Source organism: Polaromonas sp. CT11-55, from assembly GCF_047303325.1.
In the GTDB taxonomy this organism is placed as follows: Bacteria; Pseudomonadota; Gammaproteobacteria; order Burkholderiales; family Burkholderiaceae_C; genus Polaromonas.
On the sequence record NZ_JBKBEX010000016.1, the window covers coordinates 1 to 26145 of the forward strand.

Genomic DNA, 26145 nt, shown 5'->3' on the forward strand with positions numbered 1-26145 from the left:
GGGGGGGGCCGCCCCCCCCGGGCCCCCCGGCCCCGCCCCCTGAGGGGGGAACGGGCTACACGAAGTGAGCCCGGACGGGGGGTACGATAACCCCATGCTCCAAGTCCGCCACCTCGCCAAACGCTACCTGGAAACCCCCGTCTTCAGCGACGTCTCACTAGACGTCGCGCCCGGCGAGTTCGTCGCCATCGTCGGTGAATCGGGTGTGGGCAAGTCCACGCTGCTCAACTGCATGGCCGGGCTGGACAGCTGGGATGAGGGCTCGGTGCAACTCAAGGGCCAGGACCTTGGCGCGCTTGGCGACGACGGGCGCGCGCTGCTGCGCCGCCGCCATGTGGGTTTTGTGTTCCAGGCTTTTCATGTGCTGCCGCACCTGGACGTGGCGCAAAACGTGGCGCTACCCTTGTTGCTGCTCGAGCAGCACGACGCGGCCAGGGTGGAAGCCATGCTGTCAGCCGTGGGGCTGGCCGGCCTGGGCGGGCGCTTGCCACAGCAGCTCAGCGGCGGCCAGTTGCAGCGCGTGGCCATTGCGCGCGCCCTGGTGCACAAACCCAGCCTGCTGCTGGCCGATGAGCCCACCGGCAACCTGGACCCCTCCACCGCCGTCCGGGTGATGGACGCCCTGATCGCCCAGACGCGCGAGCAAGGCGCCTCGCTGGTGCTGGTCACGCACTCGGAAGCCGCCGCCGCGCGCGCCGACCGCATACTGCACCTGAACGCAGGTGGCATACGGGCCGCTTGAAATCGCCGCCGGCCGGGCATCAGGGCCGCAACAACTCAGCAGCGAACGCTGCGGCAAAAAGAAGGGATTCATGCTCCTTGCCAAGCTCGCTGTCGGGATGCACCGTCCAGGCATTGCGCTGCAGAGCGGCATACACCTCGGCCAGGCCCTGGGCATGTGCTTCCAACGCGAGCCGCCTGGCCTTCCTCTCGCCATGAACGCCCACCCGAAAGACCTTGCTCAAGCGCCGGCCTCCTGCATCCAGCCAGAAGGCCTGCCAATAGGGAGCAGGCGGGCCTCCCGGCACTTTGGAAGGCGCCAGGTAACGCGCAACGCCTACCGTGCCCGATGAATTGCCTTTGTTTTTCCGCGTACGGCGCCACAGACGATGATCCGCGTCAAACAGGGCAATGTGCGCTTCCAGGGCATCCCTGTATATCTTTGCGGCGGCAAGTGACTTGCGCTTGCTGCCGTAGCACAGGTCGGTGAAGGCCCTGACAACGCTCTGCCCATATCGGCGAACAGAGACGCGCCAGCATCTCTCACGGTCGGACTCGACACGGCTGATGCGGCGCAAAGGATTTTGATAGTCGGTTCTGAACATCGTTGGGTGTGGACGCTGGATCAGCGTCCCAGGGTCAGCTGTGGGGAGGGCCTAAAGCCCATTTCTGAAACCCTGCACCGTATGCGAATTCAACAGGGATACCCGCGGAGATTGTCCTGGCGTGGGTATTGTTTGTTGGATTTTTCAGTTCGACCCGTTTCCAACGCTGGGCGCGGACAGAAAAACAGCGGCGCTTCAGCGCGCGGCCAGCAACTCCGCGTAGCGCGCCAAGTCGACGTTGCCGCCGCTCACGATGATGCCTATGCGCTCGCCCTTGGCGGGCGGCTTTTCTTCCAGCGCCTTGCAGGCGCCGGCAAAGGACAGGCAGCCGGTGGGCTCGACCACCATCTTCATGCGTTCGGCGAAAAAGCGCATGGCCTCCACCAACTGAGCGTCGCTCACGGTGAGGATGTCGTCCACGTCGCGGCGGATGATGCCGAAGGTGTATTCGCCCAGGTACTGGGTTTGCGCGCCGTCGGCGATGGTCTTGGGCGTGGCGATGCGCACGATGCGGCCGGCGCGCAGCGATTGCAGGCCGTCATCACCGGCTTCGGGCTCCACACCGTAGACCTTGCATTTCGGCGCGAGCGCGCGCGCCGCCAGGGCCGAGCCGCTTGTGAGCCCGCCGCCACCCAGGCAGATGTAGAGACGGTCCAGCGCGCCGGCTTCCTCGAACAGCTCCTTGGCGGCCGTGCCCTGGCCGGCGATCACGTCGGGGTGGTCATAAGGCGGGATCAGCGTCATGCCACGCTCGGCGGCCAGACCTTGAGTGAGCGCCTCGCGGTCTTCGGTAAAACGGTCGTAGAGCACCACTTCAGCGCCGTAGCCACGCGTGGCGGCCAGCTTGGCGGCGGGCGCGTCCTGCGGCATCACGATCACCGCCGGCATGCCCAGCATGCGCGCCGACAGCGCCACGGCCTGAGCGTGGTTGCCCGAGGAGAACGCAATGGCCCCGGCCTTGCGCTGCGCCGCGTCGAACTTCGACAACGCATTGAAGGCGCCGCGAAACTTGAAGGCGCCCATGCGCTGAAAGTTCTCGCATTTGAAGAAGAATTCGGCACCCCAGCGAGCCTGGGCGGTGGCCGATTGCAGCACCGGCGTACGGTGCGCATGGCCTTCAATGCGCGCGGCGGCAGCAGTGACATCGTCGTAGGTAGGGAGTTGCATGGTGGAGCAGGCTTTCATGGCAGGACGGAAAATTCAGGGCCTAGCTTAAACGAAGGCTGTGTTTTCCCGGCAGCAACAGGCGAGCCCTTTCTGTACCGGTACAGATGCCGGCAGGCACTGCATTTACGGCGCTGAAGCACAATGAAGCCCATGCGCGCCCTGCTCTTTAGCTTCTCCTGGCGGGAATTGAAACACCACCCCTGGCGCAATGCCGCCGCGGTGGCGGCGGTGATGCTGGGTGTGGCGCTGGCGTTTTCGGTGCAGCTGATCAATGCCTCGGCGCTCAGCGAGTTTTCCCAGGCGGTGCGTGCGGTCAACGGCCAGCCCGACCTGGAGCTGCGCGCCGTGCAGGGCGGCTTTGACGAAAGCCTGTACCAGCGCATGGCCGCCGACCCGCGGGTCGCCCTGGCCAGTCCGGTGCTGGAGGTCAGCACTTATGCGGTCACACAAACCGCTGCCGGCAAGACCGAACGCCTGCCGCTGCGCATCATGGGCGTGGATGTGCTGGCGGTGGGCAGCATGGCGCCGGCCCTCATGCCTGTGCCCGCGTCGAACGCGGACCGCTTCGCGCTGTTCGCACCAGGCACGGTGTTTTTAAATCCGGCCGCGCAGCAGCTGTTCGGCGGGTCTTCGCTGCGCCTGCAAAGCGGTCTTGAACTGCGCGGCGTGAGCGTTGCGGGCACCGTGGGCGCGGGCGGCGGGCCGCTGGCCGTGATGGACATCGCGGCCGCGCAAGACCTGTTCGGCAAGGGCGGCCAGCTCTCGCGCATCGACGTGCGGCTCAAGCCCGGCACCGAAACGCAAGGCTTTATCGCCTCGCTGCAATTGCCGCCCGGCATCACGGCCACCGCGCCTGGCGATGCGGCCGAACGCGTGAGCAGGCTTTCGCGCGCCTACCGCGTCAATCTCACGGTGCTGGCGCTGGTGGCGCTGTTCACAGGCGCCTTCCTGGTGTTCTCGGTGCTCTCGCTCAGCGTGGCCAAGCGCGCGCAGCAGTTCGCGCTGCTGGGCGTGCTGGGGCTTACCGGCCGCGAGCGCCTGCGCCTGGTGCTGGCCGAGTCCGTGCTGCTGGGCCTGGCCGGCAGCCTGCTGGGCATCGCGCTGGGCACGGCGCTGGCCGCACTGGCGCTGCGGCTGCTGGGCGGAGATCTCGGCGGCGGCTATTTTTCCGGTGTCGCGCCCAGCCTGCAGTGGAATGGCGCGGCAGCGCTCACCTATGGCGCGCTGGGCGTGCTGGCCGCCGCCGTGGGCGGCTGGTGGCCGGGGGGGGGGGGGCCCCAACAGCCCCCCCCCCCCCCCCCCCAAGGGCGGGGGGGGCCCCCCGGGCGGCGCCCCGGGGCCCGGGGGGGCGGGGCGCCGGCCGCCCAAACGCCGCCGCCCCCCAAAACCCCCCCGGGCGGGGGCGCCCGCGGGGGCGCCGGCAAGGGCCACTGGCTCAGCGTCGCCCTGGCCGCCGCCGGCGGCCTGCTGGCGCTGGTGCCGCCGCTGTTCGGCATTCCGCTGGCGGCTTATGTGTCCGTGGGCCTGCTGCTGGTGGGCGGCATCACGGCCCTGCCCTGGCTGATCGCGCTGCTGTACGACAGGCTCAGCCCCCACGTCGCTCACCACCTCTTGCCGCTGCTGGCGGTGGAGCGCGCGCGCCGCGTACGCGAAAGCGCGGCCGTGGCCGTCAGCGGCGTGGTGGCCTCGCTAAGCCTGGCGGTGGCGCTGACGGTAATGGTCGCGAGCTTTCGCGAATCAGTCACGCGCTGGCTGGACGTGGTGCTGCCGGCCGATCTTTATGTGCGCACGGCGCTGGGCAGCTCGGCCAGCGACACCGCCTATTTCTCGCCAGAATTTGTCGAGGCGCTCGGCCGCCTGCCCGGGGTGGCGCGCGTGGGCGCGGCGCGCACAGTGCAGTTGCTGCTGGACCCGGCCAGGCCGGCCGTCACCCTGATCGCGCGTCCGCTGGACGATCCGGCCAGCGCGCTGCCGCTGGTGGGCCGGCTGCTGCCGGTGCCGCCCGGGCACATTGGCATCTATGTGAGCGAGCCCATGGTCGACCTGTATGGCGCGCGCCCGGGCACTGTCTTTCGCCCGCTCTCGCAGTCATTGGGTGTTACTGTCGCCGGCACAGCAGCGCCGCCGTTTTATGTGGCCGGCGTCTGGCGCGACTATGCGCGCCAGTTCGGCGCCATTGCGATGGCCAGGGCCGACTTCGAAAGCCTGAGCGGCGACCGGCGCGCCAACGACCTGGCGCTGTGGCTGGACGGCAGCGCGGGCGACGCCCAGGTGCAGCAATCGGTGCGCGCGCTCGCCGAGCGGCAGTCGGGCGCGGGCGCGCTGCTGGAGCTGGCCTCGGTCAGCGAGCTGCGCGCGACCTCGCTGCGGATTTTCGACCGCAGCTTCGCGGTCACCTACTGGCTGCAGGCGGTGGCGATTGCCATAGGTCTGTTCGGCGTGGCGGCCAGTTTCAGTGCCCAGGTGCTGGCGCGCCGCAAGGAGTTCGGCCTGCTGGCGCACCTGGGCCTCACGCGGCGGCAGATCCTGGCCGTGGTGGCCGGCGAAGGCGCAGCCTGGACATTGATAGGCGCGCTGGCCGGCCTCACGCTGGGGCTGGCAGTCTCCACCGTGCTGGTCTACGTGGTGAACCCGCAAAGCTTTCACTGGACCATGGACCTGATGGCGCCCTGGCTGCGCCTGGGCCTGCTGTGCGCGGCCGTGGTGCTGGCGGGAACGCTGACCGCGTGGCTCGCCGGGCGCGCCGCGGCCGGCAAGGACGCGGTGCTCGCGGTCAAGGAAGACTGGTAGGCCGCGGCCGCGCTTCGTCGGGAGTGCGGCTGGGGGCACGCAGCCGCGCCGTCCTACAGCGCGCAAGGCCGGTTTCCCACGCCGCCCGGCGCTGCCGCGCCGCACACTGGTTCCCATGCGCCCGGCCAACGCCCGGGTCACATTCGCCCCCTTCTGTTATCCCCTCACGCACGGGAGCACGCCATGAGCACCACCCTGAACGCCAATCCCGCCTCTCACGCCAACCCTCATACGGGCGCGGCCGGCCAGCGGCCGCCGCACATGGCAACACGGCTCGCCCACGGCCTGCTGGCCGTGCGCAACGAGGACGGCAGCGTCACGCTGGAGATGGCGCAGCCGCTCACGCTGCGGGCCGAGGAGCTTGAAGACCTGGTGACGGACCTGGCCGGCTTGCGCGCCGAGCTGGACCCGCCCTACCCGCTGGACTGCCCGCCGCTGTGCGCGCTGGAGCCCTGCTACACGCCGCGCCACTGGGTCGCTTGCGACCCGCTGACCGGCAAGATTTTGCTGTTCCTGCGGCATCACCTTTTCGGCTGGCTAGGCATCGTGCAGACGCCGGAAGCCTCGCTGGAAATGCTCAAATCGGTGGCCGTCGAAATGAAGAAGCTGGAACTGTCGGAGCGCAGCCCGGGCCAGGGCCTGCACTGAACTAAAGAACTAATACGGGAAGCCACCGCAATCCCATCGGCTTAGTTTTTGCCAATGCAAGCGCCTTCAAGTGAAGGCGCTTTCTTTTGCTTACGCATGGTCACGTTTTTGTCCCGCAATTGTCATCACAGCGCCCCCGTGCGCTCCTACCATGGAGGCCATATCCCCCAAAACCGAAATCACTTCAAAGAGGTCTTCACCATGGCATACGTCAAAGCACCGCCACATGACTACCGCATTGAAAACGTGGACCCGGTCAAGGGCAGCCTGTTGCCGCCCAGCAGCTCCAACCATGTTTTTGCGGACTATTCCCTGGCGGTCGCCGTCGCTGTCAAAAGCGTCGCCGACCCCACCCGGCAGGAAGTGCGCGTGGTCCACATCCCCAGCGGCGAAGTCGTGTTCCGTACTTCCGGCTCTTCCGGCGCAAGCCAGTCATTTTGAGCAGCGCATGCTCAGGCCAGCCGCACGCTGGCCGCGAAATGGTCGTAGACCACCGCAATCCTTCGCAGATGGCGCGACTCGGCATGCGCCAGCAGCCACAGGTCTGACTCGCAGCCTTCCAGCACATCGCCCAGCGGCACCAGCGCCGGCTCACCGGCCAGCATGAACAGCGGCACAATGCCCACCCCCAGCCCCGCCTTGATCGCATCCATCACCGCGACGATGCCGTCGGCGTAGTGGCGCGGTGTCACCTTGGGCAGCTGCTTGCGGCGCCACAACACCGAGGGGTGTTCGGGCAGGGCTTCATCGGGCGCTATCCAGTCAAAGCCGGCGAGCGCGTCCAGCGCTGAACGTTTCTTCGCCGCCGACAAGGCCTTGGCCTGCGCCTTGAGGCCGCACAGCACAAAACGCACCGTGCCCAGCTTGCGCCCCACCAGGTGGTCTGGCGGCTTGCGCGTGGCGCGCAGGGCCAGGTCGGCATCGCGCCGGCTCAGGCTGGCCAGCTCGTTGCCGGTCCGCAGGTCCAGCTGCAGCAAGGGGTGCTGCGCGAGCAGCGGTTTGAGCGAGGGCAGCACCAGCCCGCGCAGCACGGCGTCGGTGGTCGTGAGTCGCACCCGGCCGGCCACGCCTTCATGCGGGTGCTGGGCGCTGGCTCGCGCGGCTTCAAGCTCGGCCTCTATGCGCTCGGCATGCGGCACCAGGCCCAGCATGGGCTCGGTCGGCAGGTAGCCGAGGCGGGAGCGCTCAAAAAGGCGCTGGCCCAGGCTTTTCTCGATCCGCTGCACCGAGCGGAACACCGTGGAAGCATCAGCGCCCAGCCGCCTCGCGGCTTCGGCCAGCGTGGCGCCGCGCACCAGCGCCAGCAGAGTTTGCAGGTCGTAGGCTGTCAAAGCGTATTGCGTTTTTGCAATGAATGTTTTCATATCTGCTAATTTACATTGCTTTTTTGCAAATATAAAGTAGCGGCTCCTTCAACTCCCGCCCTTGACCGGGCACCGCACCATGAACACCATCTCTTCTGCCGACAAGCTCGCCGCCAGCCACGGCGCCACGCTGCTGCGCATCGCGCTGGGCACCATGTGGATCACCCACGCGCTGCTGAAAATTTTCGTCTTCACCCTGCCCGGCACGGCGCAGTTTTTCGAATCAGTCGGCCTGCCGGGCTTTATGGCCTATGCCGTGGTCGCGGCCGAGCTGGCCGGCGGCGCGGCCTTGCTGCTGGGTTTTTACGGCCGCCAGGCCTCGCTGCTGCTGGCGCCTGTGCTGGCGGTCGTGGTCTGGGTGCACTGGCCCAACGGTTGGGTATTCACCAGCCCCAAGGGCGGCTGGGAATACCCGCTGTTCCTGCTGGTGGCCTCGCTGGCGCAATGGCTGCTCGGCGACGGCGCCTGGGCCGCGCGCCGCAGCAGCCTGCTGGCGCCCCGCTGAATGCACAGGGAACATGCCATGAAGCTCACCCTCATCAGCCACGCGCTGTGCCCTTATGTCCAACGCGCGGCGATTGTGCTCGCTGAAAAAGGCGTGGCCTTTGAGCGCCGCGATGTAGACCTCGCGAACAAGCCGGACTGGTTCAAGGCCGTCTCGCCGCTGGGCAAGACGCCGGTGCTGCTGGTGGACGAGGACGCGGTTTTTGAATCAGCCGTGATCTGCGAATACCTGGACGACACGCTGCTGCCGCGCCTGCATCCGGGCGACGCCCTCCAGCGTGCACGGCACCGGGCGTGGATGGAGTTCGGCTCCAGCGTGCTGAACACCATCGCCGCCTTTTACAACGCACCCGATACTGCCGCCCTGCAAAGCCGGCGCGAAGAACTGGCAGGCAGGTTCATGCAATTGGAGGCTGTGCTGCCTGCGCAAGGGCCTTATTTTTCAGGCGAAGCCTTCAGCATGGTCGATGCGGTCTTCGGCCCGGTGTTCCGCTATTTCGACGTCTTTGAGGCGCTGGGTGAAAGCGGCTTTTTTGACGCGGCGCCCAGAGTGCGCGCGTGGCGGACTGCGCTGGCGCAGCGACCTTCCGTGCGCCAAGCCGTGCGTGGCAACTATGCGGCTGAGCTTACGCAGTTCCTGCGCCGGCGTGGCGCCGAACTCTCGCGGCGCATGGAGGAAATCGCCCCCGCCTAGGCCTGGCGGAAATTCGCCAGTATCTTGAGCAGGTTGCGCGTGGCGCCGTCCAGCGCCTCCGGCGGCCGGTGCACCATGGCCGTGTGGCGCACCAGCGCGGGCTTGAGCGGCAGCAACTGCACGTCGTGCCGCACATGGGACTCTTGCTCCGATTCCTCCCTGGGCAACACGGCGGCGCCGTAACCGGCCGCCACCAGGCTCTTGATGGCCTCGGAATAATTGAGCTCTATGCGCGCACGCGGCGTGAAGCCCGCGTCGGCAAACCAGGCCATGGTCATGCGGTACATATGGGTGGGCGTCTCGTTGAAGATCAACGGCTTGCCCGCCAGCCAGGCCGGCGTGGCGTGTTTTGGCGCCTTCCAGCGCTTGGGCACAAAAGCCATCATGGGGTCGCTGCGCCAGTGCGTGATCACCATGCCGCGCTGCGCGGGTGGCGGCGTGGCCACCAGGCCCACGTCCAGCGTGCCCTGCGCCAGCCGCTCCAGGGTATCGGCCGAACCCAGGATGCTGACCTCGACGTCGATGTCGGGATGGGCCAGCTCCATGGCCTTGAGCACCTGCGGCAAAAAGTAAACCAGCACACCGGTGGTACTGCCCAGGCGCACGCGGCCGGCGCGGCCTTCGACGTGGCGCTTGACAGCATCGACCGCATCGTCGGCATCGCGCAGCAGGCGGCGGGCCCGCTCCACCAGCACGGCGCCCGCCGGCGTGGGCTCGACCTTGCGTCCGCCCCGCACCACCAGCGGTGTGCCCAGGCGGCTTTCGAGCTCGCTCACGTGCAGGCTCACGGTGGGCTGCGCCAGGTGCAGGCCCTGCGCTGCGGCTGAGAAAGTACCCAGGTCGGTGATGGCCACCAGGGTGCGCAGCTGGTCCAGGTTCAATTCGCGCATGGAAGGTGCCTCATAACGTTACCCATCAGGAATACTGATAGTTTTAATCAGAAAACTCAACTTCCACAATACCAGAATAAATTGCACCATGGCGCCTGGCTTCATCCACATCCTCACACCCCAAGGAGCACCCCATGCCTGCCGCCACCATTCCCACCGTCTCACCGGGATTCAGCCTCACAGCGGGACTGCAGCGCTTTGCGGGCCTGGCGGCGGCGCTGTGCAGGCTCGGTGGCGCCTGGTTCAAGCCATCGCGCGGCGGCGCATCGGGCGAGGCCAGGCCCACCCGCCTGCAGCGGGACGAGCTGATGGCCATGAGCAGCCATGAACTGAACGACCTGGGCATAGGTCGCAGCGAGATCCCGGCCCTGTTCGGCGAGCCCTCCTCCTGGAGCGCCAGCCGGCGCTAAAAGCCGGCCACCAGGGCCTTGCTTGCTGCGAGAATCGGGGCCATGGCCGCCCCTCAAACTCCCAGCAGTTCCTGGCTCAGCGCCGCCGTCGTCCGCATTGAAGCCGACTACCAGCGCAGCGCCGACACCCACCTGATCCCCCTGCCGCTGCCGGAGTTCGCCGCGCGCGGCATCGATTTCTACCTCAAGGACGAATCCACACACCCGACCGGCAGCCTCAAGCACCGGCTGGCGCGCTCGCTGTTTTTGTACGCGCTGTGCAACGGCCTGATCCATGAAGGTTCGACCATCGTCGAAGCCTCAAGCGGCTCCACCGCGGTCAGCGAGGCCTACTTTGCGCGCCTGCTGAGCCTGCCCTTTATCGCGGTGATGCCGCGCAGCACCTCACCCGAAAAAGTCGCGCAGATCGAGTTTTACGGCGGGCGCTGCCACTGGGTGGACAGCGCCGCGCAGGTGTATGACGAAGCGCGCAGGCTGGCCCGGGAAACCGGCGGCCACTACATGGACCAGTTCACCTATGCCGAGCGCGCCACCGACTGGCGCGGCAACAACAATATCGCCGAAAGCATGTTCAGCCAGATGGCGCGCGAAAGACACCCCGTGCCGCGCTGGCTTGTGGTGGGCGCGGGCACGGGCGGCACCAGCGCCACCATAGGCCGCTATGTGCGCTACCAGCGCCACGACAGCCGGCTCTGCGTGGCCGACCCGGTGGGTTCGGTCTTTGCCGCCTACCACCGCAGTGGCGATGCGGGCCTCACCGGCGCGGGCTCGCGCATCGAGGGCATAGGCCGGCCGCGCGTCGAGGCCAGTTTTATCCGCACCGTGATAGACCGCATGGTGGAAGTCGCCGATGTGGACTCGATCGCCGCCATGCAGGCGCTTTCGCAGCTGCTGGGCCGCCGCGTCGGGCCGTCGACCGGCACCAATCTGGTCGGCATGCTGGCGCTGGCGCACGAGATGCTGGCGCGCGGCGAGCAAGGCTCCATCCTGTCCTTGCTGTGCGATTCGGGCGAGCGCTACCTGCCGACTTACTACGACGCCGAATGGGTGGCCGAAAAAATCGGCGACTGCACGGCCGCCCAGGCGCAGATCGCCGGGCAGCTAAGGCCTGCGGCTGCCGCCTGAAGAAACCCATGCCCTTGCCGCCGCCCACGCTCACCTTGCCATCCCTGCTGCCCAGGCGCGGCCTGTTGCTGGCCGGCGCCGCGCTGGCCGGATGGGGCGCCACCACCCGCCCCGCGCAAGCCCTGCCCGCCAAAACACTGGTGTTTCCGCGCGACCGCGGCGCCCATCCCGAATTTCGCACCGAGTGGTGGTACATCACGGGCCAGGCCAGCGACCAGGCAGGCAAGCGGGCATTTGGCTTCCAGCTGACTTTTTTCCGCTCGCGCGTGGACGCCACCCAGGGCATGGCCTCGAAATTCGCCGCCAAACAGCTGCTCTTTGCCCACGCCGCCCTGACCGACGTGCAGGGCAAAAAACTCTGGCACGACCAGCGCATCGCGCGCGGCGGCTTTGGCATTGCCACGGCCAGCGAGCGCGACACGGACCTCAAGCTGCGCGACTGGTCGCTCAAAGCCCAAGGCGGCAAGTACATCGCGGAGTTACCGTCCAGCGACTTCACGCTCAAGCTCGCGTTTGAGGAAACGCAGGAGGTGCTGCTGCAGGGCAAACAAGGCCTGTCGCGCAAAGGCCCCGAAGAAAAACAGGCCAGCTACTACTACAGCCAGCCGCAGTTGGCCGCACGCGGCACCTTGCAACTCAAGGGCCAGGATTTTTCCGTGAGCGGCAAGGCCTGGCTGGACCACGAATGGAGCGAAGAGATCCTGCACCCCGACGCCGCGGGCTGGGACTGGATAGGCATGAACCTGACCGACGGCAGCGCCCTCACCGCCTTCCGGCTGCGCGCCAGGGACGGCGGCACGCTGTGGGACGGCGGCTCCTTCCGCTCGCCCAAGGGCGGGCTCTACACCTTCAGCCGCGGCGAAGTGGTCTTCAAACCCGTGCGCCACTGGAAAAGCCCGCTGACGCAAACCACCTACCCGGTGGAATGGATAGTGCGCACGCCCGCCGATTTTTATACCGTGCGCGCCGTCATCGACAACCAGGAACTCGACAGCCGCCAATCCACGGGCTCCATTTATTGGGAAGGTTTGAGTGAGTTGATCGACAGCAATGGCAAACTGGTTGGGATGGGCTACCTCGAGATGACGGGGTATGCGCAGCCGCTGCGGATGTGAATTCACCGTCTCTTTTCAAACTTCAACAGGAGAAAGTCCATGCGTTGGGTAGCCATCTTTGACGACAAACCCGGCATGCTGGCCGTACGCCAGGAGCGAGAACCCCTGCACCTTGCCTATCTGCTTGCCCATGAAACCGAAATCCTCATCGCGGGCGGCTTGCGCGAGGCGCCAGGCGGCGGCTTTGTCGGCGGCCTCTGGGTGCTGGAGGTTGCGTCCAGGGAACGCGCCGTTGCACTTATCGAAAACGATCCCTACTTCGTCCCAGCCTGCCGCAGCTACCGGCTGCTGACCTGGGGCAAAGCCCTGGCCGACAAAGAAGCCGTGCTGTGAACCCGGCAGGTTTCAGGACCCTCGCCGCCGCTTGTGTGCTGGGCCTGTGCCTGCAGGGCTGGCCAGCCCTTGCGCAATCCGGCGATGATGCCTGGAGCCAGTCGTACGATGCCGCATCACGGACACGCTACATCCCGCTTGAGCTGATTCTTGGTGCGCCCTGGGACGGAAAGAAGGAGATCACCCTCCCGAAAGGCCACTTCACCGAAGGCGTGGCGCGCGACCCCAGCACCTGGCGCGGCCCGGTCGAGTGGCAGCACCCGCAGACCGGCGAGAAGCTGACGGTGTATGACCGCTCCCGCCGCGGCGTCTGGCAAAAATTCGCGGTACGCGCCGACGGGAGCGCGATCGGCCGGGTAGCCGACAGTCGTTTTGATATCGACAGCTGTGACCAGGAAGCCAAATACCCGCTGGGCTACTGGACGCAGTCGGAAGTCCGGCAATTTGAATACCGCTGCTGGTATACGTCAGGGGCCAGCCGCACCCCTGCCGAGATGGTCACAACGCTCACCATTGAGCAGATCGATTTTGACTACCGCGGCTCGCCGCACTCACTGCAAGTTCGTTGGATACTGAGGCGCAAAAACGACGCGCGCGAAATGGACAACCGGGTTTATGTATTCTCTCCGGGCAAAGGCGCGGTGTCGGTGCGCTGAGCGATAAAGCCAAAGCCCGGAAAACACCATGCGCCAGTGTGACTACACTGGTATGTCTCCCTGTCCCAGCCTCAAACCCCAAATCCCCAAAATGGAATTCCTCACCCTGGTGACTTGCGTCGCCATAGCCGTCTACATCCTCAAATTGTCGGAAGAGCGCCGGCGCATTGCCCTGCTGGGCAGCCACCTGGGCCAGTACCAGATCGAAAAACTGATGGAGACCCTGACCGACGGCTACCTGCGGGCCCTGGGCGAGAAAGAACCGGAGCGCCGCGAACAGGTCTGGAACCAGCTCGCCAGCACCGAGCTCAAGCTGTGCGAGCAGTTCACCCTTTTTGCCGCGGGCTTTTCCAAGGTCGATGAAGTGGAGGCGCGCACCAGCAAGCTGCCGATCACATTTCCCTTCGCGACCAAGCTGTTGCCGGGCCTGAGCTTCGACATGCGGAAAATGCTGGCGGTCCACGCCCAGGGCATTCTGCGCGCGGCGGAAAACAGCGCCCAGCGCACGCCCAAGGAAAAGGCCTTCACGATGTCGGCCGAGCTGTTCCTGATGCAGCACAGCTGCCACTGGTTCTGCAAGTCCAAAGCCGTGGCCTCGGCGCGCATGATGGTGCGGCACAAGACATCGCATGAGCAGCTCGTGACCTCGGTGTCGCCGCAGACGCGTGAGGCCTATCTCGCCTTGACGGGCTGACGACGCCACCGGCCAAGCCGGCTGATTTTTCCGACCACTGGCTTGTCACCCGCGCTACAGCGCGCTGTCCCTGTCCGTCCTATATTTCCAGCCATGACGGACTCCACCCTGCTGAACACGCTGCAAGCGGTGAACCAGACCGCTTCTTTCAACCGCTGGGCCGGTTTTGAAGTCGTGCGCGCCACGGCCGGCGAGGCCGAGATACGCATGGCCTGGCGCGAAGAAGACATGGGCCAGTACGCCGGCTATCTGCATGCGGGCCTGATAGGCGCCATGCTGGACACGGCCTGCGGCTATGCGGCCGCCACCGTTTCGGGCCGCGTGCTGGCTTCGCACTTTTCAGTGAACTGTCTGGCACCCGCCGTGGGATTAAGCTTTGTGGCGCGCGGGCGCGTGGTGAAGGCCGGGCGCAAGCAGGTGTTTGCGAATGCGGAGCTGTATGCCGAGCAGGATCGCGGCGAGTTAGTGCTCGTGGCTACGGGCAATGCAATTCTGGTGCCAGTGGAAGCATCGTCCAGCCCCTCGGCCAAAAGCGCATAAGAAAGGTATTCGCATGGACGCTCTGTGCGCCCATACCTGAAGACCTGTCAGGCCCCAACACCACCGTTCCGTATCTCCCGGAATATATCCGCCGCGGGCCGATTGAGCTTCTCAATTTCCCGGCCGCCCTTGAGGACATAGTCACCGCCCCAACGCAGATGCTCGTCCGCATACAGGACTCGGACTTCGAGCGCCGGCCACTTCTTCGACAGCGCCTTGACCAGCGGCTTGGGAAAGGCTGATCCGGTGGTGAAGCGGACAGTAATCTGACCAGGCCCTGCTTCAATCTTTGAATCTTCGGCGTTCCACTTCGAGCCCCAATGCTTTTTGCACCAGTCGTACCAGGACCCAAAGCCGTGCTTTTCGATGTTCTCCTTGTACTGGCGCGCGGGCGCCAGGTACATCTCCGCGCAATCAAGGCTGCGAATGCATGCCAACAGTTGTTCGCGGGACTCGAGCGGAAACGGATGGCCAAGCTTCGCGGCCGACTCCTTCCATGTCCAGTACTTGGCGGGCTCTGTCCAGTCGCCATACAGCGCGTCATAACCCGTCGTCACCGCGCTGCTTTCCTCAATCTCAAGTTCCGGCGGCATCGGAATTACCGAATTGAAATCGAAGGCTTCCGCGCTGAAATGGGCATCGCGGCAAGAAGCCAGGGATCCAGTATCTCCGGAGAGTCGCAACAGAATAAAAACGGCGTCTGACATGGTGATGCTCTAAAACAAATATTAGAGAGTCGATAAAGGCATAACAGAACTTAGCGCAGCATGGGCCTGGAATAGGCGACAACAGCACACGAACAGGTCCTAGCTTAATGTTCGACGTAAGGGGCGTCACGGCGCACCTGCATGAGCGCGAAACCTAAGAGATTGAGGCCTTCCCATTGATTTGGATTATTAACTTTCTCATCATCCTGGGTGAGGCCGATGCCCCAGACTCTATCGACCGGACTAGCCTCGACAAGGATGCGATCCCCCGTTTTCTGGAGAAACTGCCGAAGCTCGGAGTTTTGGGCAAACTTGGCCTCATTGGCACGTAGAACGATTGAGAACCGGTGTTCAAGCCAAAGGGCTTCATTAAAGTCGCGAACCTGGCGTCCCAAAGCCTTAGCTGCACCCGGGTTTGTGGCTTGCAGAACTTTGGCTCTGGTCTCTTGATCGCCGAAAAGCAAAGCCTTCTCGGCCATCATGAAGTGCTCTGCCGTTGGATACAGCTGCCCATCCACGACGAAAGGTGCGCCATACCACTGGCTGAAACAAGAGGCCGTAACGCCATGCTTGCTGGGCTGATGACCCCAGAAGAAAACGAACTTGAGCCTCTCACCCCCATTGAAGCGGGAGCGGAGGTTTTCGACTAGTTGCGAGTCGCCTATGTACTGAATTCGATTTTTGTCCGACGGCATGGCCATAACACCCCCTCGATGGAAAAGTTAGCCCGCAGACGCGATGACCGGAACGATATCCCAAAGGATATGTGCCAACACCGGCGGCCATAGTTTTTGGCTCCGAAGATAAAAAAGAGAAAAGGTCAATCCGAAGGCCAATACCCAAACCGCACCCAGCGGCCCTTGGTACAGGTGATACAGGATGCGGACAAGCAGCGGAATGCCAATGGCAAGAGATAGCCCAAGACCTCTGAGGCCTCTTACAAGAACACCCAATAAGAATATTTCCTCAAAGGCACCGTTCACCATGGCGAACATGATCGTTGACGCAAGCGAAATACCTGTAAACGAGAACTCAACCATCTGAGGCTTGTGCGAACTGGCAAACGGCGTGACGGCAAGGATGCCAACCAACCAAGCGAGAACAAACAAGCCAATGCCAGAAAGAGAGCCCCTAATGGTCGGGCCAGGATATAGGGAGGAGACGTCGAAGCCACGGATATACAGGTAGGCCAGGGCAGTCAGTGAGAGGCCAACTTCAACTCCGATCATCGAGGTGTTGCCAGATTCTGTGAAACGGGCTTCCGGAAAACCGGCGAGTACCGCCTGAATAGAAACGGCAATTGCCAAGCCAAAACAGATGACAGAAACGACCACTGCGTCAAGAAGCGTGATAGTGGATAAGCGAGGTGCTTGGCTCATCTGCGGTTTAACGTAGGGCTGACCGGCTTGCGCCAAGACGCGCCGAAGAATCGGGATCGTGGATTTGCACTATAGCCTGGGCACCGGGAAAACTTACCTGTACCGGCCCGGTTTTTTGTCCGCGGACATAAGCAAAGCAATCCCATGATGCATCCGCGCGACATGATGCGCGCATTAATTTGATGGAAAAAAACGGCGCACAAGGCGCCGTCTTCGTCCTACCCCAGGCAGAGGCGTCAGTGCGCCCCAGCCGCCGCATCCGCGCCACCCGCCCCTGCATGCGTGGGCCGCGTCAGGAAGACCAGCGGAATCAGCAGCAGGAAGATCAGCGCCGACACATAAAACACGTCGTTGGCCGCGAGCATATAAGCCTGCTGGTCGGCCAGGCGATTGATGGTGCCCAGGGCTTGTTCTGGCGTGAGGCCGGCGCCGGCCAAACCATTGAGCGCGCTATTGGTGGCGCTGCTGCCCTGGTTGACGTACTCGCTGATCTGCGCATGGTGCATGGCGGCGCGGTCCTGCCAGATGGTGGTGGCGATGGAAGTACCGAAGGAACCGGCCGTGATGCGCACAAAGTTCGACAGGCCCGACGCCGCCGGAATCTTCTCGGGCGCGATGCCCGACAGCGTGATGGTGACCAGCGGGATAAAGAAGAAGGCCATGGCCACGCCCTGGATGATGGTCGGGATCATGATGGTCTGGAAGTCTGCCTGGGTGTTGAAGTGCGAACGCATCCACAGCACCAGCGCGAACACCATGAAGGCAAAGGCGGCGAAGCGGCGCGGGTCGACCTTGGCGATGTTCTTGCCGACCACGGGCGACAGCAGCAAGGCAAAAGCCCCCACGGGTGCCAGCACCATGCCGGCCTGCGTGGCGGTGTAGCCCATGTATTGCTGCAGCCACAGGGGCAGCAGCACCACGTTGCCAAAAAACAGGCCGTAACCCACCGACAGCGCAAGCGCACCGGCCCAGAAGTTGCGTTTCTTGAATAGCGTCAGGTCCACTACCGGGTGCTCTTCGGTGAGTTCCCAGATCACAAAGGCCGCCAGGCCGACGACCGCGATGATGCCCAGCGCGATGACTTCACCAGAATGGAACCAGTCGAGTTCCTGACCCTTGTCGAGCATGATCTGCAGCGAACCGACCCAGACCACCAGCAGCGCCAGGCCCACGGAATCGATGGGCAGTTTTTTGGTAGGGCTTTCGCGTTTGCGGAAGATGCTCCAGGTGATGAAGGCCGCGCCGAAGCCGACAGGAATGTTGATGTAAAAAATCCAGGGCCAGGAAATGTTGTCGGTGATCCAGCCGCCCAGCAGCGGCCCCATCACCGGCGCGATCAGCGTGGTCATGGACCATAGCGCCATGGCCAGCCCGGCCAGCGCTTTCGGGTAGCTCGACAGCAGCAGCGCCTGCGACAGCGGGATCATGGGCCCGGCGACCAGGCCCTGCAGCACGCGCAGAAAGATCAGCGTGGTCATGTTGGGCGCCAGGCCGCAGAGCCAGGAAGTCAGCACAAACAGCATGACGCTGGCCGTGAACAGGCGCACCTGGCCGAAGCGCTGCGACAGCCAGCCGGTCAGCGGCACGGCGATCGCGTTGGCCACGCCAAAGCTGGTGATGACCCAGGTGCCCTGGTTGGGGCTCACGCCGAGGTCGCCGGCAATGGCGGGCAGCGACACGTTGGCGATGGAGGTGTCCAGCACGTTCATGAAGGTCGCGGCCGACAGGGCGAGCGTGCCCCAAAGGCGTGCCGACCCCGTCAGCGGCGGGGGTGGGACATAGACGGAAGCGGGTGCGGAAGCCATGAAAGCCTTGCGAAGAAAGTGCTGGTGGAAACCGCGATGGAGGTTGACCGCGGTTGCGCGTGCTTGGAGTTAGCGGCTTAGGGCGCCGTGCGGGTGCCGGCCAGCGACAGCGTGTGGCTGAACGCAAGGGTCTGGGCATCGCCGCCGGCCTGGGCCGGCAAAGCTGCCCCGCCCGGCTGCGGCGCCGGCTTGGCCGCGTTGGCGGCCTTGGCCGACTTCACGGCAGCCTTGCCGGTGTTGGCGGCGATCACGCGCTGCACATCCTTGTCGGCCGCGTCGTCCTGCGCGCCGTAGGTCTGGCTGTGCGCCAGGGCGGCATCGCGCGGCGCGTCGGCCAGGGTCTTGCCGTCCTTGTTGCTCACGTCGACTTCGGCTTCCATGGACAGGCCCACGCGCAACGGATTCTCGGCCAGCTGTTTGGCGTCCAGCGCGATGCGCACGGGCACGCGCTGCACCACCTTGATCCAGTTGCCGGTGGCGTTCTGCGCGGGCAGCAACGCGAAAGCCGCGCCGGTGCCAACGCCCAAGCCGGCGACGGAGCCCTTGTATTCGACCTTCTTGCCGTACAGGTCGGCAACCAGCGTCACGGGCTGGCCGATGCGGATATTGCGCAGCTGCACTTCCTTGAAGTTGGCATCGACCCAGACCTGCTTGAGCGGGATGATGGACATCATGGGCGTGCCGGCGGCCACGCGCTGGCCCAACTGCACCGTGCGCTTGGCGACGTAACCATCGACCGGCGCGAGCAGGCCCGCGCGCTGCGTGGCCAGGTAGGCTTCACGCACCTTGGCGGCGGCCACCTGCACGCTGGGGTGCTGCTCGATGCTGGTGCCTTCGGTCAGGGCCTGGTTGCTCGCGAGCTGCTCGCGTGCGGCGGTCACGCCGGCCTGCGCAGCGGCCAGGGCGCTTTTGGCGGCGTCCAGTTGCGTGCGGGCATGGTTAAGTTCTTCGCCGGACACCGCGCCGTTGCCGGTCAGCGACTGGCGGCGCTTCAAGTCGTCGCTGGCACGCGCGATGTCGCTTTGCGCCTTGACCACGTCGGCACCGCGCAGGGCGATCTGCGCGGCCAGCGTGCCGTTGTTGGCGTAGAGCGTGCGCACCTGGCGCACGGCCTGGGCCAGCGCGGCTTCGGCCTGCTCGAGCGCGACCTTGGCGTCGGCCGGGTCCAGTTGCACCAGGGCCTGGCCGGCTTTCACGAAGTCGGTGTCGTCGGCCATGATGGCCATGACGGTGCCGCCGATTTGCGGGGTGATCTGGATCACATTGCCCTGCACATAAGCGTTGTCGGTGGACTCGTAGTGGCTGGCCACCAGGTATTCATAAACGGACCAGCCCAGGCCGGCGACCACCACGACGGCGGCCAGCGCGGTCAGCGCTTTTTTGCGCTTGGGGTTGCCCGCCGGTGCCTGCGCCGGTGCGGCGGCGGGCGTGGATGCGGGGGAGGCTGTGGAGGCTGCGGAATTGGAGGATTCAGGAGTGCTCATGATGTTTGGGTCTGCTGGTTATCTGTTGATGTCTGTATCTGCGGGTCGTCTGCGACTGGCTCAGAAGGCTGCGGCGCTTGCCTGGCGTCCTGCGGTCACGGCGGGGCCGGGGGTGTAACCGCCGCCCAGGGCGCGTATCAGCGCCACCTGCGTGTCCAGCGCGCGGGCCGACAGGTCCACCGCGAGCCGGCGCTGGGCCAGCACGCTGGTTTCCGCCGTGAGCACATTGAGGTAGTTGCCCAGGCCGGCCTTGTAGCGCTGCACGGCGATTTCGTAAGCGCTTTCGGCGGCGTCCTGGGCGGCGCGCTGCTCGGCCTGCTGGCGAACGATAGCCTGCGAGGACGCGACCTGGTCGGCGACGTCGCGCACCGCGTCGATGACGGCGGCGTTATAGCTCTCCACCGCGGCATCGAGGTCGGCAGTCTTGCCGCGCAGGTTGGCGCGTAACCGGCCCGCGTCAAAAATCGGCAGGCGCAGCGCCGGGCCTACGCCCCACTGCCGGCTGCCGGAGTCAAGCAAATTGCCCAGGCCTATGCTGGAGAAACCGGCGAAGGCGACAAGGTTGATGTTGGGATAGAACTGGGTCTTGGCATTGGCCACGTCTTTGGACGAGGCCTCGACGCGCCAGCGCGCGGCGGCGATGTCGGCGCGGCGGCCCAACAGGTCGGCGGGGATGGTGGCGGACACCGCGACGTTTTTGATCGCGGCTTGCGCGGACGGTGCCAGTGCGGCGGCGCCGTCGGGCTGGCCGACCAGTGCGCCCAGCGCATTGCGCGTGAGGGCCATCTGCTCGAGCAGGGTTTCGAGCTGCAGGCGCGCTTCGGGCAGGCCGCCCTCGCTCTGGCGCAGTTCGAGGCGGGTGTCCAGGCCGGCGTCGACGCGGTCGCGCACCAGCTTCAGGGTTTCTTCGCGCTGCGCCAGCGTGCGGCGTGCCACATTGACCTGTTCATTGAGGCGCACCAGCTGGAAGTAGCTGCGCGCGACATTGCTGGCCAGCAACACGCGCGCGGCCTGGGCGTCGGCCTCGGCGGCATTGGCGCTGCCCAGCGCGGCGTCGAGTGCAGCGCGGTTCTTGCCGAAGAAATCCAGCTCCCAGCTGGCGTTGAGCTGGGCCGTGCCGCTTTCGCGGATGGAGCCGGCCAGCGGCGGCGGCACCGCACCGTTGGCGGTGTAGCGCTGGCGGGTCAGGTCCAGCTGGCCGGTGAGCTGCGGCAAGGTGGCGGCGTCGGCCACCTCAATCACGGCCTGCGCGCGCGCCAGGCGTGCCTGCGCGAGCTTGAGGCTGGGGCTGGTTTGCAGGGCCTGGGCGACCAGGGTGTTGAGTTGCTCGTCGCCGAAGTCGCGCCACCATTCAGCGGTCAGCGGCGCCTGCGCCGTGGGCTGCGCGCCGGAGTCTGGGTTGGCCTTCAGGCCTAGCGAGGGCGCGTCGCGCAGGCTCGCTTGTGGCGTGATACCGGACATGTCGGCGCAGCCGGTCAGGCCCGTCGCCATCAGCCCAACGGCCACCACGCTGGCAGCGGCGACCAGGGCCATGCGAAAGGATGCCCGCCAGACCGGCAGGTTTTGGCCGGCATTGCCCGGCGTCACGCCGGGGGCCGAGGCCCGGGGAAAGTCACAGGTGTTATTTGTCATGTTGTTCATTCGCTGCTTGGAGGGTGTGCGCGGTTTCCAGGATGCGGCGCAGATAGCCTTTGAGGTTTTGCCATTCTTCGACCGAGAAGCCGGCCAGGTGGGCGTTCTGCACGCGGCTGAGCACGGCGGGGATTTCCTTGGCGGCTTCTCGGCCTTCGGGCGTGAGCTCGATGTTCACCACGCGCCTGTCGTCGCTGGAGCGGATGCGGCGGCAAAAGCCCTTGGCTTCGAGCCGGTCCAGCAGACGGGTCATGGAGCCAGCGTCGAGCTGGCATTGGCGCGCCAGTTCGGCCACGGTGGAGGCCTTGCCGAGGTAAAGCTTGAGCATGGGCACCCATTGGGCATTGGTCAGACCCTGGGGCTCGAGCTCGCGCGCGACCTGCTGGGAGACGCTGTTGATGATCTGGCGCATCAAATAGCCGGTGCTTTGGCCGGCGTCGTAGTCGCTCGCACAGTAAAACTCGGCCGGCAGGCCGCAAAGTGCGGGACCGGTAGCTTCCGGGCGGGGGATTTTGGCATTCATGGGTTCAAATAATACATGCCTAGACAAATAATGTCAAGGCTGTGTTTGTTTTGGCAATTTTCTGACCTATTTATGACTAAACTCCCTGGATGGCGACACTTCCCCCCTCCTCCGGCCCCAAGGGCTCACCACGCTCCCTCTCTGGTTTGCTGCCTTTTCTGTGGCCCTATCGCGGCCGCATCCTGCTGGCCGTTGTCTTTCTGGTGCTGGCAGCGGTAGCGACCCTGGTGTTCCCGCTGGCCTTGCGCGGCCTCATCGACGGCGGCTTCAGCGCGGCCGGCAAGGGCGAGCAACTGATGGCCTTGCGCACGCATTTCTTCGAGCTGTTTGCCGTGGCCGCCGCGCTGGGGCTTTTTTCGGCCGGCCGTTTTTACATGGTGAGCTGGCTGGGCGAGCGCGTGACAGCCGATTTGCGCAATGCGGTCTATGCCCATGTACTACGGCAAAGCCCGGAATTTTTTGAGACCACGCAGACCGGCGAGGTCCTGTCGCGCCTGACCGGCGACACGACGCTGGTGCAGACCGTGGTGGGTTCATCGCTCAGCATGGGCCTGCGCAATGCCGTGATGGGCGTGGGCGCGCTGGGCATGCTGGTCTATACCAACCCCTACTTGATGGTGCAGGTGCTGGGCGTGCTGGTGCTGATCGTCGCGCCCTCCGTGTGGTTCGGGCGGCGCGTGCGCAAGCTGTCGCGCGCCAGCCAGGACCGCGTGGCCGACTCCAGCGCGATCGCCGCCGAGGTGCTCAATGCCATTCCGGTGGTGCAAAGCTACACCGCCGAGGCGCGCGAGGCCGAGCGCTTCGACCAGTCGACCACCCGGGCCTTCAATACCGCCGTGCGCCGCGCCGGGGCGCGTTCGGTGCTGGTGGCCTTCATCATCATCGCGACCTCGGCGGCGCTGCTGTGGGGCCTGTACCAGGGAACGCAGGCCGTGATGCGCGGCGACATCACGGCGGGCCACCTGGGCCAGACCGTGGTCTACGTGATCATCCTGGCGAGCGCTTCGGCGGTGCTGGGCGAGGTCTACGGCGACCTGCTGCGCGCCGCGGGCGCGACGGAGCGGTTGATGGAGCTGCTGGCCTCGCGCTCGCCCGTCAGCTCGCCGGCCCAGCCTGTGCCGGCCCTGCTGACACAGGCGGGCAGCGCGGTCCGCTTTGAGGCGGTGAACTTTCACTACCCTTCGCGCCCGGCGCAGGCCGCGCTCAGCGATTTCAGCCTCAGCGTGGCGCCCGGTGAAACCGTGGCCATCGTCGGGCCCAGCGGCGCGGGCAAGAGCACGGTGTTCCAGCTGCTGCTACGTTTTTACGACCCGGCTTCGGGCCGCATAGAACTCGACGGCGTGCGCACCGACGCCATGGCGCTGGAAGACTTGCGCCAGCGCATAGGCATGGTGCCGCAGGACGCGGTGATCTTCTCGACCAGCGCGCTTGAGAACATCCGCTACGGCAAGCCCGGGGCCAGCGACGAGGAGACCCGCGCCGCCGCGAAAGCCGCCTTCGCGCACGAGTTCATCACGGCCCTGCCCGAGGGCTACGACACCTTTCTGGGCGAGCGCGGCGTGCGGCTGTCGGGTGGGCAGCGCCAGCGCATCGCGATCGCGCGCGCCATGCTGAAAAACTCGCCCTTGCTGCTGCTGGACGAAGCCACCAGCGCGCTGGACGCCGAAAGCGAACGCATGGTGCAGGCGGCACTGGAGTCGGCCATGAAGGGCCGTACCACGCTGGTGATCGCCCACCGCCTGGCGACCGTGCAGCAGGCCGACCGCATCCTGGTGCTGGACCATGGCCGGCTGGTGGAGCAAGGCACGCACACCGAGCTGGTAGCCCGTGGCGGCGTCTACGCGCGGCTGGCCGCCCTGCAGTTCACGGTATGAAGCCCGTCGAAACGGCCGCCCCGAGACAGCTGCCGAATTCAAGTCCGGCGTTATGCATTATTTGCATAGATCGTGGTGCACAATGCCTTGGACTATTCGGGAGCGGGCTTTTAAGCTCCGTGCACTGAGTTTCACCAAGACATCCCACAAGGAGTTTTCATGTCGCACGCCTCATCCGGCCCCGTCTCCGCGGGCGCCCACCCCCTGCCCTCCTATCTCCAGGCCGACAACCTCGGCCCCTGGGGCAACTACCTGCAACAAGTCGACCGCGTCATCCCCCACCTGGGCAGCCTGGCGCGCTGGGCCGAGACGCTCAAGCGCCCCAAGCGCGTGCTGATCGTCGACGTGCCCATCCACATGGACGACGGCACCGTCGCCCACTTCGAAGGCTACCGCGTGCAGCACAACGTCTCGCGCGGTCCCGGCAAGGGCGGCGTGCGCTTCCACCAGGATGTCACGCTGTCCGAAGTGATGGCCCTGTCAGCCTGGATGTCCGTCAAGAACGCGGCGGTCAACGTGCCTTACGGCGGTGCCAAGGGCGGCATCCGCGTCGATCCCAAGAAGCTCTCGCGCGGCGAACTTGAGCGCATGACGCGCCGCTACACCAGCGAGATCGGCATCATCATCGGCCCCAACAAGGATATCCCGGCGCCCGACGTCAACACCAACGACCAGATCATGGCCTGGATGATGGACACCTACTCGATGAACACCGGCTCCACCTCGACCGGCGTGGTCACCGGCAAGCCGGTGGACCTGGGCGGTTCGCTGGGCCGGCGTGAAGCCACGGGCCGCGGCGTCTACACCGTGGGCGTGGAAGCGGCCAAGCACATAGGCCTGGACATCGCGACCTCGCGCATCGCGGTGCAGGGCTTCGGCAACGTGGGCGGCGTGGCGGGCAAGCTGTTTGCCGAAACCGGCGCGCGCGTGGTGGCGGTGCAGGACCACGGCGGCACGATTTACCGCGAAGCCGGCCTGGACGTGCCGGCGCTGCTCAGGCATGTGGAAGCCAACGGCAGCGTGGCCGGTTTCGCCGAGGCCGAAGTCATCGCCAACGACAAGTTCTGGGACGTGGACTGCGACATCCTGATCCCGGCCGCGCTCGAGCAGCAGATCACCGAAGCCAATGCCGGCCGCATCAAGGCGCGCATGATCATCGAAGGCGCGAACGGCCCGACCACGCCGGCCGCCGACGACATCCTGCACGACCGCAACATCCTGGTGCTGCCGGACGTGATCGCCAACGCCGGCGGCGTGACGGTCAGCTACTTTGAATGGGTGCAGGATTTCTCCAGCTTCTTCTGGGACGAGGAAGAAATCAACAAACGCCTGGTCAAGATCATGAAGGATGCATTCGCCGGCGTCTGGCATGTGGCGCAAGACCAGAAGGTCAGCCTGCGCACCGCGACCTTCATCGTGGCCTGCAAACGCATACTGCACACGCGCGAGCTGCGCGGCCTCTACCCCTGATGGCAGGCAGCGCGACCGACGGCCCTGGCGACGGGCGGCCTGCGATGGCCGCTTTTCGCCGGCCCGCGGCCGCGCTGTTTCTGGGCGCCTTGGTGGCGGTCCTCGCGGCGCTGCTGGGGCCTCTGCTCGACGGCCCCGCCATCGCGCGCTGGAGCGTGCAAAGTTATGAAGACGAAAACCTGCGCGCCGCCTTCGCGCTGATCGCCATCCGCCATCTGCCGATGTTCCTGCTCGCGGTGGCGGCTGGAAACCTGGTATTCAGACTACTCAAAAACCCCTCACTCGCCCTGCTGGTGCTCAGCGCCGTGCCATGGCTGCTGTATGTCGTCGTGACCGGCACCATGGACTCCATGGCCGTCGGCGAAAGCCCGTTCAGCTGGGTGAGTTATGAGCCGGCTTATTTCATCTGGCCGCATTTTGTCGCCATCCCGCTGGGGCTTTATGCGGCCAACCGCATGGTGCGGCGTCGGGCGAAGCCCGCGCCCCGATGAGCGGCCAGGCTACTGCAGCGTTTCCTTGACCGCCGCCGGCAGCGGCAAGGGCATGACATCAATGCCCTCTTCCAGCAACTCCACGGCTTCGCGCACGCTGGTCTGGCCGCGTATGCTGCGCGCCTCCTGCTCGCCGTAGTGCATGCGGCGTGCTTCGTCGGCAAAACGCGTTCCCACATCCTCGGTATTGGCCAGCACATGGCGCAGGGCCTGCAGGAATGCGGCCTGCTGCGCCTGGCTGGCACCGGCCGGCATTCCCGTGACCGCGGTCATGTCGCGCCCCGCAGCGCTTTCCTGCGCATTCACGGCGGTGGAGGACGAGGGGGACTGTTTAGCGGACGCGTCCGGATCCTGGCGGCCGCCGAGGTTCAGGCGCGGTGCGCTCGGGAGTTTTTGCACGCTTTTGTCTGCGCACAGCGGGCACTCGACCAGGCCGCGGGACAGCTGGCTCTGGAAATCGTCTTCGGACGCAAACCAGCCTTCAAACGAATGCTGGTGCGAACACTGGAGATTCAGGACCTTCAT

General features: G+C 65.6%; 28 protein-coding genes. 16 read left to right on the plus strand and 12 right to left on the minus strand.

The genetic code is table 11. The features are described from left to right. Positions 1-94 precede the first annotated feature (94 nt). Positions 95-742: an ABC transporter ATP-binding protein gene (locus ACEN8I_RS15195; protein WP_413329341.1), complete on the plus strand. Its 648-nt coding sequence runs from the start codon at positions 95-97 to the stop codon at positions 740-742. 19 nt (positions 743-761) lie between these two features. Here the strand turns inward: ACEN8I_RS15195 and ACEN8I_RS15200 are convergent, their stop codons facing one another. Both ACEN8I_RS15200 and ACEN8I_RS15205 read right to left on the minus strand, forming a co-directional pair. Further along, on the minus strand, positions 762-1325 hold the full coding sequence (locus ACEN8I_RS15200) for a hypothetical protein (protein ID WP_413329342.1): 564 nt from the start codon (positions 1323-1325) through the stop codon (positions 762-764). Between the two features lie 195 nt (positions 1326-1520). Next, positions 1521-2492 (minus strand): threo-3-hydroxy-L-aspartate ammonia-lyase, encoded by a 972-nt coding sequence (locus ACEN8I_RS15205; RefSeq protein ID WP_413329343.1) that lies wholly within the window; start codon positions 2490-2492, stop codon positions 1521-1523. 150 nt (positions 2493-2642) lie between these two features. On the opposite strand from ACEN8I_RS15205, the gene ACEN8I_RS15210 reads away from it, so the two are divergent. The 3 genes from ACEN8I_RS15210 to ACEN8I_RS15220 all read left to right on the plus strand — a co-directional run bounded on the left by ACEN8I_RS15210 (position 2643) and on the right by ACEN8I_RS15220 (position 6371). Further along, positions 2643-5282 carry an ABC transporter permease gene (locus ACEN8I_RS15210; protein WP_413329344.1) on the plus strand — a complete coding sequence of 880 codons (2640 nt, stop codon included), beginning with the start codon at positions 2643-2645 and terminating at the stop codon, positions 5280-5282. 183 nt (positions 5283-5465) lie between these two features. Then, a complete protein-coding gene (locus tag ACEN8I_RS15215; protein ID WP_413329345.1) occupies positions 5466-5930 on the plus strand; it encodes a hypothetical protein in 465 nt (154 codons plus the stop codon). Positions 5931-6131: 201 nt separating this feature from the next. Continuing rightward, positions 6132-6371, plus strand: a complete 240-nt coding sequence (locus ACEN8I_RS15220) for a hypothetical protein (protein WP_413329346.1) — start codon at positions 6132-6134, stop codon at positions 6369-6371. 11 nt (positions 6372-6382) lie between these two features. On the opposite strand, the gene ACEN8I_RS15225 is transcribed toward ACEN8I_RS15220, so the two are convergent. Next, on the minus strand, positions 6383-7294 hold the full coding sequence (locus tag ACEN8I_RS15225; RefSeq protein ID WP_413329347.1) for a LysR family transcriptional regulator: 912 nt from the start codon (positions 7292-7294) through the stop codon (positions 6383-6385). A gap of 79 nt (positions 7295-7373) precedes the next feature. On the opposite strand from ACEN8I_RS15225, the gene ACEN8I_RS15230 reads away from it, so the two are divergent. Continuing rightward, positions 7374-7799 (plus strand): DoxX family protein, encoded by a 426-nt coding sequence (locus ACEN8I_RS15230; RefSeq protein ID WP_413329349.1) that lies wholly within the window; start codon positions 7374-7376, stop codon positions 7797-7799. A gap of 18 nt (positions 7800-7817) precedes the next feature. Beyond that, a complete protein-coding gene (locus ACEN8I_RS15235; protein ID WP_413329350.1) occupies positions 7818-8492 on the plus strand; it encodes a glutathione S-transferase family protein in 675 nt (224 codons plus the stop codon). Here the strand turns inward: ACEN8I_RS15235 and ACEN8I_RS15240 are convergent. Next, positions 8489-9382: a LysR family transcriptional regulator gene (locus ACEN8I_RS15240; RefSeq protein WP_413329352.1), complete on the minus strand. Its 894-nt coding sequence runs from the start codon at positions 9380-9382 to the stop codon at positions 8489-8491. The genes ACEN8I_RS15235 and ACEN8I_RS15240 overlap by 4 nt on opposite strands. A 134-nt stretch (positions 9383-9516) precedes the next feature. Here ACEN8I_RS15240 and ACEN8I_RS15245 point away from each other — a divergent pair, with 134 nt between their 5' ends. The 7 genes from ACEN8I_RS15245 (at position 9517) to ACEN8I_RS15275 (ending at position 14255) form a co-directional block, all read left to right on the plus strand. Next, the gene (locus ACEN8I_RS15245; RefSeq protein WP_413329353.1) at positions 9517-9792 is read left to right on the plus strand and encodes a DUF1127 domain-containing protein; all 276 of its coding nucleotides are present in this window, start codon (positions 9517-9519) and stop codon (positions 9790-9792) included. 42 nt (positions 9793-9834) lie between these two features. Next, the gene (locus ACEN8I_RS15250; protein ID WP_413329354.1) at positions 9835-10917 is read left to right on the plus strand and encodes a PLP-dependent cysteine synthase family protein; all 1083 of its coding nucleotides are present in this window, start codon (positions 9835-9837) and stop codon (positions 10915-10917) included. 8 nt (positions 10918-10925) lie between these two features. Further along, the gene (locus ACEN8I_RS15255) at positions 10926-12032 is read left to right on the plus strand and encodes a lipocalin-like domain-containing protein (RefSeq protein ID WP_413329355.1); all 1107 of its coding nucleotides are present in this window, start codon (positions 10926-10928) and stop codon (positions 12030-12032) included. Between the two features lie 39 nt (positions 12033-12071). Further along, positions 12072-12365: a YciI family protein gene (locus ACEN8I_RS15260; protein WP_413329356.1), complete on the plus strand. Its 294-nt coding sequence runs from the start codon at positions 12072-12074 to the stop codon at positions 12363-12365. Further along, a complete protein-coding gene (locus ACEN8I_RS15265) occupies positions 12362-13021 on the plus strand; it encodes a hypothetical protein (RefSeq protein ID WP_413329357.1) in 660 nt (219 codons plus the stop codon). The genes ACEN8I_RS15260 and ACEN8I_RS15265 overlap by 4 nt, the downstream gene beginning before the upstream one ends. A 91-nt stretch (positions 13022-13112) precedes the next feature. Beyond that, positions 13113-13715: a hypothetical protein gene (locus ACEN8I_RS15270; protein ID WP_413329358.1), complete on the plus strand. Its 603-nt coding sequence runs from the start codon at positions 13113-13115 to the stop codon at positions 13713-13715. A 93-nt stretch (positions 13716-13808) separates the two neighbouring features. Continuing rightward, positions 13809-14255, plus strand: coding sequence for a PaaI family thioesterase (locus tag ACEN8I_RS15275; RefSeq protein ID WP_413329359.1), 447 nt, complete (start codon positions 13809-13811; stop codon positions 14253-14255). Positions 14256-14302: 47 nt separating this feature from the next. Here the strand turns inward: ACEN8I_RS15275 and ACEN8I_RS15280 are convergent, their stop codons facing one another. From ACEN8I_RS15280 to ACEN8I_RS15310, 7 genes are all read right to left on the minus strand, one after another. Next, a complete protein-coding gene (locus tag ACEN8I_RS15280; protein ID WP_413329360.1) occupies positions 14303-14962 on the minus strand; it encodes a hypothetical protein in 660 nt (219 codons plus the stop codon). A 104-nt stretch (positions 14963-15066) separates the two neighbouring features. Next, entirely contained in the window at positions 15067-15663 is a 597-nt protein-coding gene (locus tag ACEN8I_RS15285) for an NADAR family protein (protein ID WP_413329361.1), read from the minus strand. Between the two features lie 21 nt (positions 15664-15684). Beyond that, the gene (locus tag ACEN8I_RS15290) at positions 15685-16341 is read right to left on the minus strand and encodes a CPBP family intramembrane glutamic endopeptidase (protein WP_413329362.1); all 657 of its coding nucleotides are present in this window, start codon (positions 16339-16341) and stop codon (positions 15685-15687) included. 236 nt (positions 16342-16577) lie between these two features. Next, on the minus strand, positions 16578-18146 hold the full coding sequence (locus ACEN8I_RS15295) for a DHA2 family efflux MFS transporter permease subunit (protein WP_413329363.1): 1569 nt from the start codon (positions 18144-18146) through the stop codon (positions 16578-16580). Between the two features lie 77 nt (positions 18147-18223). After that, on the minus strand, positions 18224-19630 hold the full coding sequence (locus ACEN8I_RS15300) for an HlyD family efflux transporter periplasmic adaptor subunit (protein WP_413329364.1): 1407 nt from the start codon (positions 19628-19630) through the stop codon (positions 18224-18226). Between the two features lie 60 nt (positions 19631-19690). Beyond that, a complete protein-coding gene (locus ACEN8I_RS15305) occupies positions 19691-21163 on the minus strand; it encodes an efflux transporter outer membrane subunit (RefSeq protein WP_413329450.1) in 1473 nt (490 codons plus the stop codon). An 88-nt stretch (positions 21164-21251) separates the two neighbouring features. After that, on the minus strand, positions 21252-21785 hold the full coding sequence (locus ACEN8I_RS15310; protein WP_413329365.1) for a MarR family winged helix-turn-helix transcriptional regulator: 534 nt from the start codon (positions 21783-21785) through the stop codon (positions 21252-21254). Positions 21786-21874: 89 nt separating this feature from the next. Here ACEN8I_RS15310 and ACEN8I_RS15315 point away from each other — a divergent pair, with 89 nt between their 5' ends. The 3 genes from ACEN8I_RS15315 to ACEN8I_RS15325 all read left to right on the plus strand — a co-directional run bounded on the left by ACEN8I_RS15315 (position 21875) and on the right by ACEN8I_RS15325 (position 25620). Further along, positions 21875-23659: an ABC transporter transmembrane domain-containing protein gene (locus ACEN8I_RS15315; protein ID WP_413329366.1), complete on the plus strand. Its 1785-nt coding sequence runs from the start codon at positions 21875-21877 to the stop codon at positions 23657-23659. Between the two features lie 159 nt (positions 23660-23818). Beyond that, positions 23819-25129: a Glu/Leu/Phe/Val family dehydrogenase gene (locus tag ACEN8I_RS15320; RefSeq protein WP_413329367.1), complete on the plus strand. Its 1311-nt coding sequence runs from the start codon at positions 23819-23821 to the stop codon at positions 25127-25129. Continuing rightward, complete coding sequence (locus ACEN8I_RS15325; protein WP_413329368.1) at positions 25129-25620, plus strand: hypothetical protein; 492 nt, start codon at positions 25129-25131, stop codon at positions 25618-25620. Before ACEN8I_RS15320 ends, ACEN8I_RS15325 begins: the two co-directional genes overlap by 1 nt. A gap of 9 nt (positions 25621-25629) precedes the next feature. Here ACEN8I_RS15325 and ACEN8I_RS15330 read toward each other — a convergent pair whose 3' ends face one another. Continuing rightward, positions 25630-26145 (minus strand): DUF1178 family protein, encoded by a 516-nt coding sequence (locus ACEN8I_RS15330; RefSeq protein WP_413329369.1) that lies wholly within the window; start codon positions 26143-26145, stop codon positions 25630-25632.